Here is a 21,202-nt window from a genome sequence, read left to right on the forward strand (position 1 = left end):
TTTACTCAATGACATCCAAAGGATTCCATTTATCGTCTCCACTGAGAATATTAAGCACAGTGTAAGCCTCTCCTATATCAGGCGTGAGCTGCCATGACCATAACACCCTTTCATCAGGTGCCGCTCCTGGCCCGACCGACTTGTATTCAGCATAGAAGCAGTTTTCTTCCGCCGCTGGTTTGTCCCAATTATGCCAACCTTCTGCTTTGATATGAGCTCCTAGTTCGCAGTTGATAAATACAGTTTGGGCATACTCTCGCCAAGGCCTGCCTAGGTAAACACTTTGCGCTGGAGCATCACCTGTAAGTTTGCAGTTAATAAACACAAAACCATGTAAGCTCTTTTTATCTGTTGATGCTGCTGTTATATAGTGCCCTCCCTCTTTGGAATATATTTCGCAGTCTTCAAACACCGCTGTGGACCATCCAAAAATGAAATCCGTCGTACCTTCTATATAACAATTCTTATAGTATTGGCGGCTATCTTCTCCATGAGCGTACAAGGTGTCCTGAAAACCTAGAAACCTGCAATTTTCAAAAAAAACTTTATCACCATCCACCCTTACTGCCACAGCCTGCCCTACAGGACCTGAAGAATTTTCAAAAGTGATGTTCTTGGCATAAAAATTATCTCCAAAAACAAAAAAACTGGATGAACCTGTAGTCCCCAATTCTTCTCCGAAACTGTTTTTCTTTGAGGCAAAATCATCATAGGTAACCACTGTTTCTTCAACATTATCCCCTATAAGATGTACATTGGTTTTAGTTGCTGCCAATGTCAACTTCTCCTTATAAACGCCTGGTTTTAAATGAATCCTTGTAATATTTTTTCTAAAATCCGGAATACTGTTAAATGCTTCTTGAATGGTTTTAAAATCACCAGAACCATCTTTGGCTACCACAATGTCAAAATCCTGAGCACTTACCCTATGACTGAATATCATGGAAATCAGGAAACATACATTAAATAAAATCTTCATAAGTCGGGTTATTTGATCAGTTCATACTGCAAAGAAGCAAGGATGAATGGGCCTACTCCCTTGGGGTCATTAATCCTTATCGGTTCATTAATATAATATTCATAAGAACCATCTCTATAAGGGTTCCCCCCCAATCCGGCAACACCGCAAACATTGGTGATGCTTATCCCTCCATCCTCATCTTCGCGAATAAATTCTTTTATCAAACCATTATAGGCATTTATTCCAGCATCTTTATATTTTTTATCCAAATACCCCTTGGAAGATCCCTTAAGTAGGAAATAAGCAAACATACTTGAACATGAAGATTCCAAATAGTTTCCTTCACGACCACCTTGGTCCACAACTTGGTACCAAACACCCGTTTCATCTTGGTATTTCACAATTCCTGCAGCTATTTTCTTAGCTACATCAATAATCATATTTCGCTTAGGATGATTTTCAGGCAAATAGTCCAAAACATCCACCACGGCCATGCTAAACCAACCAATACTTCTACCCCAATAGTTTTTGGAAAGGCCTGTTTCTGGATCAGCCCACTTCTGCTGCTTGCTCTCATCCCATGCATGATGGTAAAGGCCAGTTTCTTCACTGTAACCATATTTATCCATAACGTAAATTTGATTGGCGACATCATCAAAAAGCTCAGGTTCATCAAATTCCGCAGCATATCTTGCCAAAAATGGAGATCCCATATATAACCCATCCAACCACATTTGATGGGGGTATACTTTTTTGTGCCAAAAACCTCCCTCAGAATTTCTAGGGTGATTTCTCATCTGATCCCTTAATTCCTCTACTGCTAGTTGATACTTCTCTTTACCTGTTTCTTCGTAGAGTCCAATCAAAAATTTCCCTCCGTTTACCCTGTCAATATTAAAATCTGACTTTTTATAGGTTTTGATTTCACCTTGATCATTGATCATGAAATCTGCAAAGTTCATGATATAATCCAAAAATCTTTCCTCACCAGTCTTTTCATAAACCTGCTCCATAGCTGTCATGATAAGACCATGAGTGTATTCCCACTTTGGTTTTTCGTTGAAGTCCAATGTCCACCCCTTGGGGTTTCTTTTAATTTCTGAATCAGCCATCCAAGTAGAATACACTTGTGTATTCTCTTCATTTCCTGTACTCTTGGCCTCACCACTATTTTCTTCTACGGTTTTTGATTGACAAGAAAATAATCCCACTATAAGCGATAGTGCAAGAAATATTTTTTTCGTAACAACTGGTTTTTGGGTCATACACATAGCGCAAAGGTTATTTTTCTAAAATTATTAACTACAAGGTCTTATACGAAAATTACTTAAATCCAACACCTTAGTCGTTTCTAATTGTTATGGGAAACAAAACGACCTCTGAAAAAATGAAATTCAAATGAATTTGTCCAAAAAATGCTGCAAGAACCTTTTTAATATCATTGGATGTATTCATGTTATTTGGGATTTTAATTGACTATTTATAAGAAGCCCAGGTTTCAAATCAAACAGAAATATCTCCTTCAAGCGAAGGAGACATTTCGTATCATTAACCCTAAACTAATTATATAATATTCTTAATTATCCCTCTGAAAGTGAAAACACTCACCTATCAAAAGGATGATTACTCCATTTGTACATTACAATGAGCAATCGATTGCATAGTTAATTATTTTTTATGACACTTTAAAATTTTATCCTAAAAAATCGATAAAATAATCATAAATAAGTCGATTTAAGGACTAATACAAAGCCTTTATACTTAAAATCTATCCAATAACAATAAAAAAATATTATTTATTTTTCTTGACTTAGGAGAAATAAATAAACTATATTGCGCAAACGATTACATCTATAAATTGGTATTGATGTAAGATAATACCATTACCCATTATTATATAATGCCAAAAAGCTTTGAGTGGACAGTCAATAAAATTTATATGACTTAAGTTAAAGTTAAGTAGTACATTTGAGTTTTTGGCAACCTGACTAAAGCGATGAACAAAAGAAAAAAAGCGACCATCCATGATATAGCTTCAAAATTGGGGATAACTGCAAGCACAGTCTCTAGGGCTTTAAACAATCACCCTAGAATCAGCGATTCCACCAAAAAGCTTGTTCAAAAAGCCGCCAGGGAAGTAAATTACCAGCCCAATAATATAGCAGCTGCCTTAAGAAACGGTAAAAGCAAATTAATTGGAATCATAGTCCCTACGGCCAATAGAAATTTCTTTTCATCCGTGGTCAGAGGGATAGAAGAAATAGCCAACCAGCTCAATTATAAAGTAATCATTAGCCAATCCTACGAAAATTTCGAAAAGGAAACACAAACGGTAGATGCATTGCTAAGTGCACGCGTAGATGGCATCATCATGTCAATAGGAAAAAACACAGATAATTTTGAGCACTTGGAAAGGGTGGTAGAAAAAGGCATTCCCCTTGTTTTGTTTGACAGGATAACCGAAGAGGTAGAGGTAAACCAAGTAGTAATTGATGACTATATAGGCGCTTATAAATCTGTCGAGCATTTGATTGATAACGGTTATACAAAAATTGCCCACTTCACCAATCCCAGGAAAATAAACATTTATAGTGAAAGGCTCAGGGGATATACAGATGCCCTTAAAGACAATGGACTCCCCTTTGATCAAAACTTGATCATTGAAAGTAATATGCAGCTTGAAGATGGGCAACAAAGCACATTAAAGATGTTGGATGAGGGAATAGAATTTGATGCCATTTTTTCCTCCAGTGACTATGCCGCCATGGGCGCTTTACAAATCCTCAAAGACAAGGGCATAAGTGTGCCAGAAGAAGTGGGCATTGCTGGTTTTGGTAATGAACCGTTTACATCATTTACCACCCCTTCATTGACTACAGTCGATCAAGTGAGTATTCCGATGGGAAATGTAGCTGCAGAGTTATTCTTTGAGCTACTTAAAGCTGACCCCAAAAAATTTGTCCCCCAAAAAACGGTACTCAAACCAGAGCTGATCGTACGAGGTTCCTCCACCAGGAAAATAAAATAAGCCATTATAAGTAAAATCATTATAGTTAAATAAACGAATAAAAAATGTTGGACGAAGTGAGCAATCGATTGCGCGATAGCAATAAGAAATTCCTTGATGAGGATTTTTTGCTGCAAAGTGACTTTGCACGAATTCTTTACCATGATCACGCAAAGGGTTTACCTATCATCGATTACCATTGTCATCTTTCCCCTAAAGACATTGCTGAAAATAGACAGTTCAAAAATTTAACAGAAATCTGGCTGGCTGGAGACCATTATAAATGGAGAGCTATGAGAACTTTAGGGGTAAATGAGAATTTTATTACGGGGAAAGCAACCACTGACCGGGAAAAATTCCAGAAATGGGCAGAAACTGTCCCATATACACTTAGAAACCCGCTTTATCATTGGACACACCTTGAACTCAAAAGGTACTTTGATATCGACACGCTATTGACTTTAGACTCTGCTAACAGCATCTATGACAAGGCCTCTGCCCTACTTCAGAGTCCTTCTTACAAAGTTCAGGGGCTTCTAGAAAAAATGAATGTAGAAACAGTCTGCTCTACAGATGACCCTATTGACAGTCTTGAATTTCACGTTAAAGCCAAAAAAGAAGGTGTAAAACCCCAACTTTTCCCTGCATTTAGGCCAGATAAAGCCTATGCTGTTGAAAATCATAACGAATATTTAGCCTACATCCAAAAATTAGCCGATGCAAGTAATATTGAAATAATAAATTACAGCGACCTACTAGATGCTTTGGAAAACAGAATTGCCTATTTCCATCAGCATGGAGGCCGTCTTTCAGATCATGGATTGGAACAATTATATTTCTTCAAATTAGGACAACATGATACGGGTAAACTATTTAAAAAGCTTCAATCTGGACAATCATTAACTCAAGAAGAAGTCAATTACTTCAAATTTGAAACCCTACTGCACCTGAGCAAAATGTATCATGCTAAAGGATGGACCCAGCAATTTCATTTAGGGGCGTTAAGGAATACAAATGATAGAATGATGAGCATACTTGGTCCAGATACCGGGTTTGACTCCATTGGGGATTTCTCCCAAGCTGAAGCCATTGCCAGTTTCTTAAACCTTTTGGACAGCACCGACCAATTGGCCAAGACCATACTCTATAACCTTAACCCTGCTGACAATGAAGTCATGGCTACCATGATTGGCAATTTCAATGATGGCTCTGTCAAAGGAAAAGTCCAATTTGGATCCGGATGGTGGTTCTTGGATCAGAAAGATGGCATGGAAAAACAAATGAATGCTTTATCCAATATGGGGCTCTTAAGTTGTTTTGTAGGAATGCTAACCGATTCCAGAAGTTTTCTATCCTTCCCACGTCATGAGTATTTCCGACGTACATTGTGTAACCTTATAGGAAATGATGTAGCTAATGGAGAACTTCCAGCAGACGAAAAATGGCTAGGTAAGATAGTAAGCGATATCTGTTACTACAATGCCAAAAATTACTTTCAATTCGAACAATAGAAACGCTCATCAACCATGAAAACACTCAATAGACAAAATTCCCCTAATATTTCCGAAAGGCCCATTAAAGTCCTACAATTTGGTGAAGGTAACTTTTTAAGAGGCTTTGTGGACTGGATAATAGACATCATGAATGAAAAAACCGATTTCAATGGAGATGTTCAAATTATCCAGCCAATCCCAAATGGTATGGGTGAGCTGATCAACAAACAGGATGGCCTTTATCATGTGCAATTAAGTGGTATCCAAAACGGAACTGCCCAAGAAGTGACTCGTCTGATCGATTGCGTAAGGGGAGTATTGAATCCATATGAAGATTACCAAAGCTATTTGAAATTGGCGGAAAATCCCGACCTGAAATTCATCATCTCCAATACCACCGAGGCAGGAATTTCATTCAATCCGAATGATGATCAAAAAGATCAAATTTCAGATTCCTTTCCAGGAAAATTGACAGCGCTATTATATCATAGATTTGAAGTATTTCATGGGAACAAAGAAAGGGGACTGCATATTATTCCATGTGAATTGATTGATAAAAACGGGGAAAAACTTAAGGAAATCATACTCCAATATGCTTCACTTTGGCAACTTCCCAATGGCTTTATTGATTGGCTAAATGAAAGCAATACTTTCTCCAATACCTTAGTGGATAGAATTGTCCCTGGATTCCCAAAAGAAACCATTAAAGACATTCAAAATGCTATCGGATTTGAAGACAACTTGGTCGTAAAAACAGAACCTTTCCATCTATGGGTCATACAAGGTCCTGATGCCGTAAAAAGAGATTTCCCCGCAGACCAGGCAGGTTTAGAGGTACTTTTTGTAAAAGACCAAAGCCCCTACAGAACCAGAAAAGTGCGAATACTAAATGGTGCCCATACCTCTTTAGTTCCTGTGGCTTATTTACACGGCCTTAGAACGGTGAGAGAATCCGTGGAAGACCCTAAAGTTGGGAAATTCCTTATTGACACCATCCAGAATGAGATCATTCCTACCTTAGACCTTCCGGAAGCAGAACTCAAACAGTTTGCACAAGATGTAATGGATCGTTTCAAAAATCCATATGTAAAACACCTACTAAGTTCAATTGCATTAAATTCTATTTCTAAATTTAAGGTTAGGGTCCTCCCTTCCCTTTTGGAATATATCCATCGTAAAGGGGAGCTTCCCCAAAACTTGATACATTCTCTTTCCGCCTTGCTCTTATTTTATAAGGGGACATTTAATGCAGAAAGCACCCCAGTAAATGACAATGAAGAAATAATAAGTTTCTTTGAGCAGATCTGGCAATCTGATGACACCGAGCATGTTGCTCACCAAGCCCTTAGCAATATTGACCTTTGGGATAGAGACTTAAGTACAATTGATGGTCTTGAAGCTGCTGTGATCAATCAAATGAATGTATTAAGCGACTTGGAAAAAGTAAAGTAATCCTTTCATAAGACAATACTTACTAATAACAAAAGGGAGGTTTGAACCTCCCTTTTGTTATTCTGATTCTGACAGTTCATATTTTAAAGTTTTCCCCTTTTCTACCGCTGGAATTCCTTCCGTCATCCATAGCGGAGCTGGAGCGCCTTTTAGATAATGATCAAAAAATTGAGACAGCCTTATAGATAGGTCCTTTCTATTTTTCCTCTTCCTGAGATTATGGTCCTCACCATTATATACCAATAGCCAAGCAGGAGTTCTATTTCGCTTTAAAGACATAAAAAACTCAATCCCCTGGTACCAGGGAACCGCACCATCTGCATCATTGTGCATGATCAACACAGGAGTTTTAACCCTATCTGCGTAGAATAATGGGGAATTCTCTACATAATGCATGGGCTTTTCCCAAAGGGTCCCTCCTATCCTGGACTGGGTCTGCTCATACTGGAACATCCGGCTCATTCCTGATCCCCAGCGAATCCCACCATAGGCAGAAGTCATATTGGCTACCGGTGCTCCAGCCCCGGCCGCCTTAAACATATCTGTTTGTGTAATCAAATAAGCTACTTGATATCCGCCCCAACTTTGGCCTTGAATGGCTATATTTTCTGGATCCACGTACCCCTTGGCGATGACCGACTGCACCCCTGGCACCACACAATCATAAGCGCTTGGACCAGGCAAACCAATTTCGTATTTAATATCTGGAACAAAAACCACATATCCATTACTAACAAAATAGGATATATTGATAATCGAGGCACTTGGAGCAGGCGCAATATAATTGTGTAAGCTATTTGACCTCCTTTCATAGAAATAAACCATCATCGGGTACTGCTTATTAGTATCAAAATTTTCCGGTTTATAAATCAAGCCTTGCAAAGAATCTCCTTTTAAGGTCATATACTCCGTCAATTCAACTGTACCCCATTTGATATTTTCCTGCTGGGGATTGGCATCTGAAAGTTGCACTAAATCAAACCTGTCCAAATTGCTGGCATAGACATCTGGATATTCCTGAAATGTAGACCTTCTCAGAATTATATCATCAGTATTTTTTGCTTTGTCCAGACCAAAATAACTGTGATCGGAATAAATCAACTCCTCAGGCTCTTCATTTCCCTTAATGTCTCCCAAAAAGTAGCCACTTCTTTTGTTGATATCATTAAAGGCAGATAACACAAATGGAGCTTTAGGATCAATGTATTCCTTTTCATGATCCAATGCTTCTCTTCTGAAAACAATATTGTTTCTTTTCCCCAGTCCCTTTGTCAAACATACTGGAGATTGCTTTGATTTTGGATCTATTTTCCAAATATCATACTGATCATAAACAATTACCGCTTCATCATTCTCCAACCATCCTGCAGTACCATAACTGCCGGGCATACTTGGACTATCGTGTAATTGATCATAAAATTCTCCTTGAACCCCATCTGTAAGGTTAATCAGTTTGTTTTCGGCAATATCATAAGCCAACCAAGCGCTATCCCTGTAACTATACCAGTTAACATATTTACCCTCTGGTGACAAAGAAGGATAGCCACTAGCATTTTCAACAATTAATTTTCTTGTGCCCGTTTTAATATCCACAAGATAAATATCCCTCCCTATCTGTATATCCCAACTGTAATTGATTCGATATGGATGGTCATCAGTTATAATAGCCTTGTCCTGTTTTGCTTTACTATCTAAATTAATGTTATCCAACCTTCTATCCGCCAACTGTAGCATTTTGGCAGATTTCAGTTCATAAACTGCTAAGTAGGCCTTACTCTCCTCCTTTGACTTATTTTTTAACTGCATTGGTTGAATATCTTTATCCCCCCAAGACCAAATATCCAAAGCAACCCTTTCTTCATCCAAGATGGTGGTATCTTCCTCATAGGCATACGCTTTGTAATCCTCTCTTAAGCTGAAAAAAAGTCTTTCGCTATTATCCGAAAATTGAAGCCGACCGTTTTCCGCAATCCTACTCTCGGACAATATCCCCTTCGTATCCTTATTTACAATCTCTTGTTTAGTTCCTTTTTTTATATCAAAAAGGAATAGCTGAAAATAAGGTTTCTCAGCCTTGGCTGAATCACTTGAGGCTATAAAAGCAAATTTTTTCAAATCTTTGGAAAAGGCCACATTTGCATATTTTGTTTTACCAGAGTCGACCACTATTTCTCTTCCACTTTCTAGATTAAGAAGGGAAATTCCTGCATTATTAAGTGTGTCCTGCTTTGCATTTACCATATACAGCAAATTTCCTTCTTCAGAAAAACCATATCTGTCCACCCGGTCAAATTCATACACAATACTCCCATCAAAATTCCTCACCACTAACTTGGTTCCATCCGTTTTGAGCTTTTTTTGTTTTTTAACCTGCTCAGTTGAATCACTTGCTATACTATCCTTTATATCCTTCTCTGGATAAAAATGTATGGCCATCCAGCCTGCTTTCTTTCTTGGAAGCTGATAAGACTTTATTTCAGGAAATTTTTCCAAAGCTGATGTCTCTAGATGCAATATAAAAAGGCTGTCTTTGGGAAACTCCTTGGAACCCTTTCCCCTTAATTTTAAAAACCTGACAGTATCACTTTCAGCCTTAATCTTCCCTATTGCCCAATTACCATCATTTGAAAAATTAAAGTCTGTCCCCCTTGGCACCTTTATTACCAGGCTGGGATCATCATGGGATACAACTTCAATCCTACCATCCCCTTCTTGGGGATTGACTTCATATCCAACCCAAAGGCCATTGGTGGTGATTTTGGTTGAAGATATTGCCTCCCATTGATCATAATCATCATGGGTAAGCGGTCTTTTTTGTTGCGCAAGGGCCGAAATAGCCAGAACAAATAATAAAAAAACAATTGTAATCCTTTTCGTCATATGGCTGGATGGGTTAATATTCATTATAAATTAAATGCTAGCTGTCAAATTATAAATATCCTCCCATTTTCAACAAAAAAACCTGGTCAAGTGGTTAGATTAAATTATAAACAGTCTAAAAATAATTTTTTAAAAAAATTTAAACCTCAGTATGGGCTATTCAAGGACCAAGCCGAAAATCCGGAGAAAAACAGTCTATTTTAGTTTTGATATGTGCTATTTATTAAATGCCGTTTATTTATGGATCCAGCTTGCAAAGCTGGGCCAGAAAGCAAGTTTATGAACAAAAAAGAGGGCTAAACCCAGCTTTACCCCAGCTTTGATATAGCTTTGCCCCAGCTTTGGTATTACTTTGGTATTAGTTTGGGGCAAGGTTGGACCAAGCCGAAAAGCTGGAGAAAACAGTCTATTTTAGCTTTGATATGCGCTATTTATTAAGCATAGATGGATAAAGATGAACGCGGATATTTATTTATAATACTGTGGTTCCTTTTACGAAATTGACCGTTTAGGCAGGTCTGTGACTTAAACTACACTTAATCTGGCAAGGGTAGACAAAAATAAGTTTGAAATTATTCACCCCCAGAATTATTGCTTGCACCCAACTTTTAGGACTGATCCCTATTCAATAATAACTTAAGATTCGAAAGGAAATAAAACAAAAAAGCCCTGCCAATGGCAAGACCCTTTTCAGAATATAAACCCAAATATAACTTTAGAGATTAAAAGTTTCAATTTCAAAACCATTGCAAAAGAATAAAATTCTGTTTTAAACCAAAAATTATTTTAAATCAAAGGATTAAACACCAAATTTTCCTTTCCATTCACAATGTAATCCCAAAGTAAATACATTTTTCATTATTTTGCAAATCAAAAAAAATGTTAGCTGAAATTTTGACAATTCAACAATTAAAATGCATCTTTATTTAAATAACAATAACCAAATAAATAAATAATGGATAAAAATTTAGATATTGACAATGTTGATTTGAAGATCATCTCATTACTCAATGAAGATGCTAAAACTCCATATACTGAGATCGCAAAGAAGGTATATGTATCTTCAGGCACTGTCCATGTGAGAATGCGGAAGCTGGAAGACATGGGCATCGTCAAAAGCGCTACCCTCAACATTGATTTTTCGAAATTGGGTTATGATATCTCTGCTTATTTGGGGATTTATTTGGAAAAGAGCTCTTTATACGACAATGTAATCGAAAAGCTCAAGGAAATTTCGGAGGTTATCAATGCTTATTATACCACAGGGAATTATAGCATTTTTGCAAAAATCATCTGTAAAGACACCAACCACCTAAGAGACGTACTGAACAAAATTCAAAAAGTGGACGGCATAGACAGAACCGAAACCCTCATCGTACTGGAAGAAAGCATTAACAGGCCAATCCAATTATTTGAGCAGGATGTCAAATAATCTCATCGGAACACTAGTTATTTGGATTAAATCCAAATAAATAACTAATATTAATATTCCAAAAATAATTATTACTATACCAACAAAACCAAAAGTGTCACCAAAGCACTTTTGGTTCATTAAACAACTGTAAAACAATATTTTAAAAGGCATTTTTTTATATAATTTCTAGAATTTTACTCCAGTCTGAACATAAAAATTTAGATTAATGTTATATCTTTGCGCTACAAAATGTAATTAGTCTAAATAACTCGATTTATGAGCAAAGACAATCAAATTTTAGAGGAATTCACCTCAAAAGAATATGAACATGGCTGGTCGGTTGATTTTGAAGCTGATGAAGCACCAGCAGGTTTAAATGAAGAAATTATCCATTGGATTTCCGCTAAAAAGGAAGAACCTAAATGGCTGTTGGAATGGAGGCTTAAAGCTTTCAGGACATGGCAGTCTATGGTAGAACCAGAGTGGGCCAATGTACATTACCCAAAGGTTGATTTTCAATCTTTGATATACTACTCTGCTCCTAAGCAAAAATCCAAACCTAAAAGTCTTGATGAGGTAGACCCTGAATTACTTCAGATTTATGAAAGATTAGGTATCAGCTTAAATGAGCAAAAGAAACTACAAGGCATTGCAGTAGACGCAGTATTGGACTCTGTTTCTGTGGGAACAACTTTTAAAGATACCTTAAGTAAATTGGGCATTATTTTCTGTTCATTCAGTGAAGCCGTTAAAGAACACCCTGAATTGGTTAAAAAATATTTGGGATCTGTAGTCCCAATGACTGATAATTATTATGCGGCACTGAACTCCGCAGTATTCTCGGATGGCTCTTTCTGTTATATCCCCAAAGGAGTAAGATGTCCAATGGAATTAAGTACCTATTTCCGTATCAATGCAGCGAACACTGGGCAGTTTGAAAGAACACTAATCGTCGCTGAAGACGAATCATACGTCTCTTATTTGGAAGGATGTACGGCTCCTCAAAGGGATGAAAACCAGCTTCACGCTGCAGTAGTAGAAATCTATGCTGCCAAAGATGCCGAAGTGAAGTACTCTACTGTACAAAACTGGTTCCCAGGTGATAAAGAAGGAAAGGGCGGTATTTACAACTTCGTGACTAAAAGAGGCATATGTGCCGGAGACAATTCCAAGATATCATGGACTCAAGTAGAAACCGGCTCTGCAGTGACATGGAAATACCCTTCTTGTATCTTAAAAGGAGACAATTCCGTAGGAGAATTCTATTCTGTCGCGGTAACCAATAACTATCAGCAAGCCGATACAGGTACCAAGATGATCCACATCGGTAAGAACACCAAATCAAGAATTGTATCCAAAGGAATCTCTGCAGGAAAATCACAAAACTCCTACAGAGGTCAGGTGCAAGTGATGAAAAGAGCACAAAATGCAAGAAATTTCTCTCAGTGTGATTCCTTGTTAATGGGCGATAGATGTGGTGCACATACTTTCCCCTATATAGATATCCAAAATCCTTCTGCCAAAGTAGAACATGAGGCAACTACCTCCAAGATTGGAGAAGACCAAATCTTCTATTGTAACCAAAGGGGTATAGATACTGAAGATGCAGTAGCTTTGATCGTCAATGGTTATGCAAAAGAAGTATTGAACCAACTTCCGATGGAATTTGCGGTAGAAGCCCAAAAACTACTTGCCCTTACATTAGAAGGCAGTGTAGGATAATCCTCATTAATAAATCTTTAATAATTAAGGTAATGGATTTTGTAACGATCTCCCCTACCCAATTATTACCGAATACTGAAATAAGAAATAGTTCATATCATGTTATCGATAAAAAATTTACACGCATCAATTGAAGGTACTCCCATTCTTAAAGGAATCAATTTAGAAATCAAACCAGGAGAGGTACATGCCATCATGGGCCCTAACGGATCTGGTAAATCTACTTTGGCTTCTGTTTTGGCGGGAAGAGAAGAATATGAGGTGACTGAAGGAGAAGTTACTTTCAATGGCAAGGACCTGTTGGATCTAAGTCCAGAAGACAGGGCCAGAGAAGGTGTATTCTTGGCATTCCAGTACCCAGTGGAAATTCCGGGTGTGAGCACAACTAATTTCCTTAGAACCGCTGTAAACCAAGTAAGGGAATACCGAGGCCAAGAACAACTCGATGCAGTTAAGTTTCTTTCTTTGATGAAGGAAAAAATGAAATTGGTGGAGATCGACCAAAAGTTGATGAGCAGAGCGCTCAATGAAGGTTTCTCTGGTGGTGAAAAGAAAAGAAACGAAATTTTCCAAATGGCCATGCTTGAGCCTACCCTTTCTATCTTAGATGAAACGGATTCAGGTTTGGACATCGATGCATTGAGGATTGTTTCTAATGGTGTAAACCAACTGAAGTCACCAGACAATGCTACCATCGTAGTGACGCACTACCAGCGTTTATTGGATTATATTGTTCCTGATTTTGTACACGTATTGTACAAGGGAAGAATAGTAAAATCCGGCTCCAAAGAATTGGCATTGGATCTAGAAGAAAAAGGATATGACTGGATCAAAGAAGATGTAGACGGAGCTTCTGTCTAATCTCATTGTCCCATCGCCAAACCTCTTATTTCTTAATTGATGACTACACTAACCAAAAATAAAATCACGGAATCTTTCCTGGAAGCTGCCCAATCAACTAAGGCTGAAAACTTGGTGGACTTACAGCAAAAAGGAATCGATTTCTTAAAGAATGAAGGACTTCCAGCTCAAAAAGCAGAGGAATATAAATTTACCCATTTAAGCAAAAAGCTGGAATCAAACATCTCCAACTTCGGAGCTGCTTCAAAAGCAAACTTAAATGCTGAGCAAGTAAAAGCTGAATTGATCGCGGACTTGGATGCCCATTTGTTGGTATTCAATAACGGGCAATTGGACCTAGAGCTTTCTTCATTTTCTGAAGAGAATTTTACCCTCAAGAGCTTTTCAGATCTAAGTTCTGAGGAGGTACAAAAAATTGGCACGATTGCCAAGGTTGAAAAAGACCCTTTTGCAGCTTTGAACACTGCCTCTTTTGAGCAAGGCACTTATATTCATATTGCCAAAGGAAAAGTTGTTGAAAAGCCTTTCCAAGTACTTTACTTCAACCAGGCCAATGAAGGTCAGGTGATCAGCCCAAGAGTCTTTATTGATGCTGAGGCAAACACTGAGGCTACTTTTATTGAAAAGATCATCAGCCTGGATGAAGCTGCTTACTTCTTGAATTCTGTAACGGAAGTAAAAGTAAGTGACAATAGCCACTTGCACTACTATAAGATCCAAAATGAAAGCAAGGCTGCCATTGAAGTAAATAACTTTGTGACAGACATCCATAGAGATGCTACCTTCTCAGCTTTCACCCTTTCACTTCAGGGAGATATGATCAGGAACAACCTGAGCTTAAACTTGCTGGACAGTGGATGTGAAGGAAATATGTATGGACTTTATCTATTGGATGGCAATAGCCATGTAGATAACCATACCAATGTGGACCACACCATGCCACACTCGGATTCCAATGAGCTTTATAAAGGCATTCTTGGAGACAAATCTCGTGGAGTATTCAACGGTAAGATTTTTGTAAGGCAGGATGCTCAAAAAACCAATGCCTTCCAGCAAAACAACAATATCTTACTTTCAGATGATGCTATCATCAACACCAAACCACAGTTGGAAATCTGGGCTGATGATGTAAAATGCTCACATGGCTGTACTACCGGCCAACTGGACGATGAAGCACTTTTCTACCTTCAGGCCAGAGGGATTGGAAAAGAAGAAGCCAGAGGCCTTTTGCTTTATGCCTTCGCTGGAGAAATTTTAGACCATATTAAAATCGAAGCTTTCAAGGAATATTGTATTTCTCTTGTTCAAGAACGATTAGGGAATTTATAAAATACCTTTCATGACTTTGGACATCCAAAATATCCGGGGGCAATTTCCGGTACTCGACCAAGAGGTCAATGGAAAGCCCCTTATTTATTTAGACAATGCCGCCACTACCCAAAAACCAAAGGTGGTACTGGAGGCATTGTCTTCTTATTATACCCATGACAACTCCAATATCCATAGAGGAGCGCATACCTTAGCGGATAGGGCCACCAGGACCTATGAAAAAACCCGTGCAGCAGTACGCGCCTTCTTGAATGCAAAGGAAGAAGAGGAAATTATTTTTACCAAAGGTACCACTGAGGGCATTAACCTAGTGGCCTCAACATTTGGCAGAAAATTCATTAAAGAGGGAGATGAAATCATCATTTCCAACTTGGAACACCACTCCAATATAGTACCGTGGCAAATGCTCTGTGAGGAAAAAGGAGCAATTTTAAAAATCATCCCAATCAATGACAAAGGAGAAATCCTAATGGATGAGTTTTACAAACTGCTCACCGAAAAGACAAAACTGGTTTCTATAGTTCATGCCTCCAATGCTTTGGGGACGATCAACCCTATTGAGGAAATAATTTCTAAAGCCCATCAGGTTGGAGCCAAGGTACTGATAGACGGAGCTCAATCATCTGCCCACCTTGACATCGATGTACAGACCTTGGACTGTGATTTCTTTGTTATGTCTGCCCATAAGATTTATGGTCCTACGGGCTTGGGGGTATTATATGGCAAAAGGGAGATGCTGGAAGCCATGCCACCTTACCAAGGAGGTGGGGAAATGATCAAGGAGGTTACTTTTGAGAAAACTACCTATAACGAGATCCCTTTTAAATTTGAAGCAGGAACGCCTAATATTGCAGATGTGATAGCATTCCAAAAGGCCATTGAATTTGTCAATGAGCTTGGCAAAGCTAATATTAGAGCACACGAAGAAAGCCTACTTGCCTATGCTGCAGAAAAACTTGCAAGCATAAAAGGATTCATCCCCGTAGGCACTGCAACAAAAAAAGTGAGTGTTTTATCCTTTTTAATTAATGGTATGCATCCCTTTGATGTAGGCATGATGCTGGATGCTTCAGGCATAGCCGTAAGGACAGGACATCACTGCACACAGCCATTGATGAACCGATTTAATCTTGAGGGAACTGTTAGGGCTTCATTTTCTGTTTATAACACCAAAGAAGAGGTAGACAGACTGGTAGAAAGCGTAAGCAAAATCGCCAAACTAAAGAATAAATGACTGATATAAAGCAAGTTCAGGAAGAAATAATAGACGAATTCACTATACTTGAGGGAGACAGGGAATCCACTATATTTTATATTATGGAATTGGGAAATAAATTGTCAAATTACCCAGAAGAGGCGAGATTGGATGAAAATCTAATCAAAGGCTGTCAATCAAAAGTATGGCTTACCACTGAGGAAAAAAGCGGAAAAGTAATTTTCAAGGCTGACTCCAATACAGATATCACGAAGGGCTTGATCAGTCTTTTGATTAGGGTCCTTTCGGAAAGAAGCCCAAAAGAAATTATCGATGCTGATCTGTATTTCATTGAAAAAATAGGCATGGGCAATATCCTTGGGTCACAAAGATCCAATGGCTTAGCGGCCATGATCAAGCAGATGAAACTTTATGCATTGGCATATCAATCAAAATTAAACGTTTAGCTCTATGGCTGAAGAAACTAAAACGGACCAAGAAAAGGTAAATGTTCCTGATTTAAGAGACAAGGTTGTACAAGCCATTAAATTGGTTTACGACCCAGAAATACCTGTGGATGTATACGAATTGGGATTGATCTATGAAATCAGCGTATATCCTGTAAACAATGTCTATGTATTGATGACCTTAACCTCGCCAAATTGTCCTTCTGCAGAATCCATTCCTTCTGAAATCAAGGACAGAATACAGCAGATCCAAGGCATCAACGATGTTGAGGTGGAACTGACCTTTGATCCACCCTACTCCCAAGACATGATGTCGGAAGCGGCCAAATTGGAGCTTGGCTTTTTATAAGAATAATTTAAATACTTAATATATGTACCCAGAAGAATTAGTAGCACCTATGCGTGCTGAGTTAACTGAAGTAGGTTTTCAAGAATTCAAAACTGCAGAAGACGTAGAAAATCACCTTAAGGACCACAAAGGCACAACATTCATTGTTGTTAATTCCGTGTGTGGATGTGCTGCAGGCGCCGCCAGACCTGGTGTGGTATATGCCCTGGACAAATCTACCGCCAAACCAAGTAACTTGGCTACCGTATTTGCTGGAAATGATACAGAAGCAGTTAATAAGGTGAGAGAAATGTGTCTGCCTTATCCTCCTTCTTCACCAGCTATGGCTTTGTTTAAAGACGGTGAATTGGTTCACTTTATAGAAAGACACCATATTGAAGGGAGAAATGCCCAAATTATAGGTGAGCACCTTGTTGAAGTATTTGAGCACTTTTGCAAATAATTAAATAGTCCGCCGAAGCGGACTATTTTTATTTCAATTAATTTCAAATCCCTATAACTGGGATTTTATTTTAACATTTGTTTTTTTTTCAACTGAAACATTCGGATTTATTCTGGAGTTTAATTTTATATTGCGCAAAATCAGCGCAATATAAACACGTAGTAAATAATTAAGTAATTATACTTAATTATAAATAATGTAAATAATACCGTTCATTATGATAATAAGCCTTGTTTTTATTAACTTAAGGCCGCCAAAAGCGATTTGTCATAAGAACAAAACCATAAATAGATAAACGTAAAATTTATGTCTGAAATAGCTAAGTTATCCTTCGACGGTAAAGAGTATGAATTACCCGTTACAGAAGGTACTGAAAATGAAAAGGCAATAGAGATTGCCAAGTTAAGGGGCCAGTCAGGATTGATCACCCTAGATCCTGGTTTCAAAAATACAGGATCTACCAAAAGTGCCATCACCTTCTTGGACGGAGAAAAAGGTATCTTAAGGTACAGAGGTTATAATATTGAAGATTTGGCCGAAAACTCCAACTTTTTAGAAGTTTCTTATCTTTTAATTTACGGCGAGCTACCGACACAGACTGAATACGAACAATTCTCAAAAGAAATCACTACCCACACCTTAGTACATGAGGATATCAAGAAGATGCTGGATGGCTTTCCATCTGTAGCTCACCCTATGGGGGTTTTATCATCTTTGATCTGCTCATTGACAGCCTTCTACCCTACTTCATTGGATCCGAACAGAACCAAAGAAGAAATCAATTTAAGCATCATCCGTTTGATGGCAAAAATGCCAACTTTCGCGGCATGGTCTTATAAAAACAAAATGGGACACCCAGTAAATTACCCAGATAATAGCCTGGATTACTGTGCGAACTTTATGAAAATGATGTTTTCGCTCCCATCTGAAAAGTTTGAGGTAGATCCTGTCATCGCCAACGCATTGGACAAACTACTTATTCTACATGCTGACCACGAGCAAAACTGTTCTACTTCAACTGTAAGAATTGTTGGATCTTCTCAAGCAAGTATCTACGCTTCAATCTCTGCAGGTATCAACGCCCTTTGGGGACCACTACATGGTGGAGCTAACCAATCAGTGATTGAAATGTTAGAAGCTATCAAGGCTGATGGTGGTGATTCTAAGAAATACTTGGAAAAAGCTAAAGACAAGAATGATCCATTCAGGTTGATGGGCTTTGGACATAGGGTTTATAAGAACTTCGACCCAAGAGCAAAAATCATCAAAAAAGCTGCTGATGATGTATTGTCTAAACTAGGAGTTAATGATCCTGTACTAGAAATTGCCAAAGAACTAGAAGCTGCTGCACTTAAAGACCAATACTTTGTAGACAGAAAGCTTTATCCAAATGTAGATTTCTATTCTGGTATCATCTATAGAGCCTTAGGCATCCCTACTGATATGTTTACAGTAATGTTTGCACTAGGTAGACTTCCAGGTTGGATAGCACAATGGAAAGAAATGAGAGAAAATGGCGAGCCAATCGGAAGACCAAGACAGGTTTACACCGGAGCCAATGAAAGACCTTATGTGTCTATGAATGACAGATAATAATATTTGATCATACTTATTGTTGAGGAAAGCGGAATACGAAAGTGTTCCGCTTTTCTTTTGTCAAAACATATTGATTAAAATTTATTCAAAATTTAACCCAATATTAGGCCTCCACACCAAATATATCTTTAGTAAAAGGGGATTATTTTTAGATTTATTTTACAAATATTCATAATATATTTGCTTTATCGAAATATTCCTCCTACTTTTGCAGCTCAATTAATCAGAACTTTTCTGAGTCGTGAGTTTCCTTACTCGGTCGCTTTTGGGATGTATTAAAGGAAATCAGGGCACAGGAGTAAGGTAAATTTCATGGAAAACGAATTATTATTTTCGAACCTGGGAATTTCAGCAGAAATTCTTCAGGCAGTGGAAGATATGGGCTATACCCAACCTTCCGAAATTCAAGCTCAATCAATTCCACTTATGCTGGAAGGTCGTGATGTAATCGGCCAAGCACAGACAGGTACCGGTAAGACTGCCTCATTTGGTATTCCTATCGTAGATATGATTGATGCATCAAGCAATAAGCCACAAGCATTGATCCTATGCCCTACCAGAGAACTAGCCGTTCAGGTAGAAGGAGAAATCAGCAAACTTGCCAAACACAAAAAAGGAATTTATAGCACTGCTATCTATGGTGGAGAGTCCATTGATCGTCAGATCAGAACCTTGAAAAAAGGTGTACAAATCATCGTGGGTACTCCAGGTAGAGTGATGGACCATATGAAACGTGGTAATATCAAACTGGAAACAGTAAAAACCATCGTTTTGGATGAGGCGGATGAAATGCTTGACATGGGCTTTAGAGAAGATATCGAAATGGTATTGAGTCAAATGCCTGAAGATCGTCAGACTATCTTCTTCTCAGCGACTATGGCCAAGCCAATTATGGACTTGACCAAAAAATTCCAAACCAATCCTGAAATCGTTAAGATCCTTAAAAAGGAACTTACTGTAGAAAATATTTCTCAGGTATACTACGAGGTTAAACCTAACCTTAAAATGGAATTGATCACTAGATTGATCAATATCCACCAGTTTAACTTAGGTGTAGTATTCTGTAACACCAAAAGGGTAACTGACGAAGTAACTGAAGGCTTGATCGCTAATGGCATTATGGCTGAGGCACTTCACGGTGACCTTTCCCAAGCTCAAAGGGACAAAGTAATGAACAAGTTCCGTAAGGGACATTGCTCAGTGCTTGTAGCTACTGATGTTGCTGCCAGAGGTATTGATGTAGACAATGTGGAAGTTGTTTTCAACTATGACCTTCCATTGGACGAAGAATATTACGTACACAGAATCGGTAGAACTGGTAGAGCAGGTCGTTCTGGAATGGCCATTTCTTTCATCACAGGAAGGAAAGACATTTTCAGATTGAAAGATCTTGAAAGATATATCAAAACAAGTCTGACCAAAATGACTCCTCCTTCTGTATCTGAAATGATCGATCAGAAAAAGGATCAATTGGTAAAAGAGGTGTCTGAAGCCATTTCTAAGGAAGAGGACAATCAAGTCTTTGAAGCTACTTTAGGTCAATTATTAGCTGAAGGTCTTACCATGGATGAAATTGCACTTGCATTAGTGAAATTGAAGTTCGGTAAGTCAATTGAAGAGCTTTCTGACATGAACTTCGATCTAAACCTAAGCAGAGATCGAGAAAGAGGCGAAAGAGGAAGAGGAAGGGATCGTTTTGACAAAGGCGGAAGAAGAGGCGGAAGAGACCGTTTTGAGCGTTCTGAAAGAGGTGCTAGAAGAGGCGGTACTCGTGAAAAAGGAAAAAGAGAAGCCAATATGTCAAGACTTTTCCTAAACCTAGGCAAGAAAGACAGGATCAGACCAAATGATATCGTTGGTGCTATCGCCGGAGAAACTGGTATACCAGGTAGACAAATCGGAGGGATCGATATCTTTGATAGCTTCTCATTCGTAGATGTTCCTTCTAAGGATGCTGCTCACGTAATCAACGTAATGAAGAGCAACACCATCAAAGGAAAGCCTGTAAACATGGAACTTTCAAAAGGTTAAGTA

The 21,202-nt window shown here is 38.3% G+C and carries 16 protein-coding genes; 13 read left to right on the forward strand and 3 right to left on the reverse strand.

Annotated features, from left to right (window positions below; all coding sequences use genetic code 11):
• Nucleotide 1: 1 nt before the first annotated feature.
• Entirely contained in the window at nucleotides 2-979 is a 978-nt protein-coding gene (locus tag KZP23_RS19800; protein ID WP_226333498.1) for a pectinesterase family protein, read from the reverse strand.
• 8 nt (nucleotides 980-987) lie between these two features.
• Nucleotides 988-2,226 carry a glycoside hydrolase family 88/105 protein gene (locus KZP23_RS19805; protein WP_226333499.1) on the reverse strand — a complete coding sequence of 413 codons (1,239 nt, stop codon included), beginning with the start codon at nucleotides 2,224-2,226 and terminating at the stop codon, nucleotides 988-990.
• A gap of 731 nt (nucleotides 2,227-2,957) precedes the next feature.
• Here KZP23_RS19805 and KZP23_RS19810 point away from each other — a divergent pair.
• The 3 genes from KZP23_RS19810 to KZP23_RS19820 are packed head-to-tail and all read left to right on the forward strand — an operon-like array spanning nucleotide 2,958 to nucleotide 6,913.
• Entirely contained in the window at nucleotides 2,958-3,989 is a 1,032-nt protein-coding gene (locus KZP23_RS19810; protein ID WP_226333500.1) for a LacI family DNA-binding transcriptional regulator, read from the forward strand.
• A gap of 44 nt (nucleotides 3,990-4,033) precedes the next feature.
• On the forward strand, nucleotides 4,034-5,479 hold the full coding sequence (gene uxaC, locus KZP23_RS19815) for a glucuronate isomerase (RefSeq protein WP_226333501.1): 1,446 nt from the start codon (nucleotides 4,034-4,036) through the stop codon (nucleotides 5,477-5,479).
• A gap of 15 nt (nucleotides 5,480-5,494) precedes the next feature.
• A complete protein-coding gene (locus KZP23_RS19820; protein ID WP_226333502.1) occupies nucleotides 5,495-6,913 on the forward strand; it encodes a tagaturonate reductase in 1,419 nt (472 codons plus the stop codon).
• Between the two features lie 57 nt (nucleotides 6,914-6,970).
• Here KZP23_RS19820 and KZP23_RS19825 read toward each other — a convergent pair whose 3' ends face one another.
• Entirely contained in the window at nucleotides 6,971-9,793 is a 2,823-nt protein-coding gene (locus KZP23_RS19825) for a S9 family peptidase (protein ID WP_226333503.1), read from the reverse strand.
• A gap of 955 nt (nucleotides 9,794-10,748) precedes the next feature.
• Between KZP23_RS19825 and KZP23_RS19830 the strand changes: the two genes are divergently transcribed.
• The 10 genes from KZP23_RS19830 to KZP23_RS19875 all read left to right on the forward strand — a co-directional run bounded on the left by KZP23_RS19830 (nucleotide 10,749) and on the right by KZP23_RS19875 (nucleotide 21,199).
• Nucleotides 10,749-11,225: an Lrp/AsnC ligand binding domain-containing protein gene (locus tag KZP23_RS19830; RefSeq protein WP_226333504.1), complete on the forward strand. Its 477-nt coding sequence runs from the start codon at nucleotides 10,749-10,751 to the stop codon at nucleotides 11,223-11,225.
• A gap of 258 nt (nucleotides 11,226-11,483) precedes the next feature.
• Nucleotides 11,484-12,929 carry a Fe-S cluster assembly protein SufB gene (sufB, locus tag KZP23_RS19835; RefSeq protein WP_226333505.1) on the forward strand — a complete coding sequence of 482 codons (1,446 nt, stop codon included), beginning with the start codon at nucleotides 11,484-11,486 and terminating at the stop codon, nucleotides 12,927-12,929.
• Between the two features lie 99 nt (nucleotides 12,930-13,028).
• On the forward strand, nucleotides 13,029-13,790 hold the full coding sequence (gene sufC / locus KZP23_RS19840; RefSeq protein WP_226333506.1) for a Fe-S cluster assembly ATPase SufC: 762 nt from the start codon (nucleotides 13,029-13,031) through the stop codon (nucleotides 13,788-13,790).
• Between the two features lie 39 nt (nucleotides 13,791-13,829).
• Entirely contained in the window at nucleotides 13,830-15,119 is a 1,290-nt protein-coding gene (sufD, locus tag KZP23_RS19845) for a Fe-S cluster assembly protein SufD (protein ID WP_226333507.1), read from the forward strand.
• A 10-nt stretch (nucleotides 15,120-15,129) separates the two neighbouring features.
• On the forward strand, nucleotides 15,130-16,353 hold the full coding sequence (locus KZP23_RS19850; protein ID WP_317198017.1) for a cysteine desulfurase: 1,224 nt from the start codon (nucleotides 15,130-15,132) through the stop codon (nucleotides 16,351-16,353).
• Complete coding sequence (locus tag KZP23_RS19855) at nucleotides 16,350-16,781, forward strand: SufE family protein (RefSeq protein WP_226333508.1); 432 nt, start codon at nucleotides 16,350-16,352, stop codon at nucleotides 16,779-16,781. Before KZP23_RS19850 ends, KZP23_RS19855 begins: the two co-directional genes overlap by 4 nt.
• A 4-nt stretch (nucleotides 16,782-16,785) precedes the next feature.
• Nucleotides 16,786-17,130, forward strand: coding sequence for a DUF59 domain-containing protein (locus KZP23_RS19860; RefSeq protein WP_226333509.1), 345 nt, complete (start codon nucleotides 16,786-16,788; stop codon nucleotides 17,128-17,130).
• A gap of 22 nt (nucleotides 17,131-17,152) precedes the next feature.
• Nucleotides 17,153-17,572, forward strand: coding sequence for a BrxA/BrxB family bacilliredoxin (locus KZP23_RS19865; protein WP_226333510.1), 420 nt, complete (start codon nucleotides 17,153-17,155; stop codon nucleotides 17,570-17,572).
• A 306-nt stretch (nucleotides 17,573-17,878) separates the two neighbouring features.
• Nucleotides 17,879-19,165 (forward strand): citrate synthase, encoded by a 1,287-nt coding sequence (locus KZP23_RS19870; protein ID WP_226333511.1) that lies wholly within the window; start codon nucleotides 17,879-17,881, stop codon nucleotides 19,163-19,165.
• 315 nt (nucleotides 19,166-19,480) lie between these two features.
• A complete protein-coding gene (locus tag KZP23_RS19875) occupies nucleotides 19,481-21,199 on the forward strand; it encodes a DEAD/DEAH box helicase (RefSeq protein ID WP_226333512.1) in 1,719 nt (572 codons plus the stop codon).
• Nucleotides 21,200-21,202 lie beyond the last annotated feature (3 nt).

The organism is Echinicola marina, assembly GCF_020463795.1.
In the GTDB taxonomy this organism is placed as follows: domain Bacteria; phylum Bacteroidota; class Bacteroidia; order Cytophagales; family Cyclobacteriaceae; genus Echinicola; species Echinicola marina.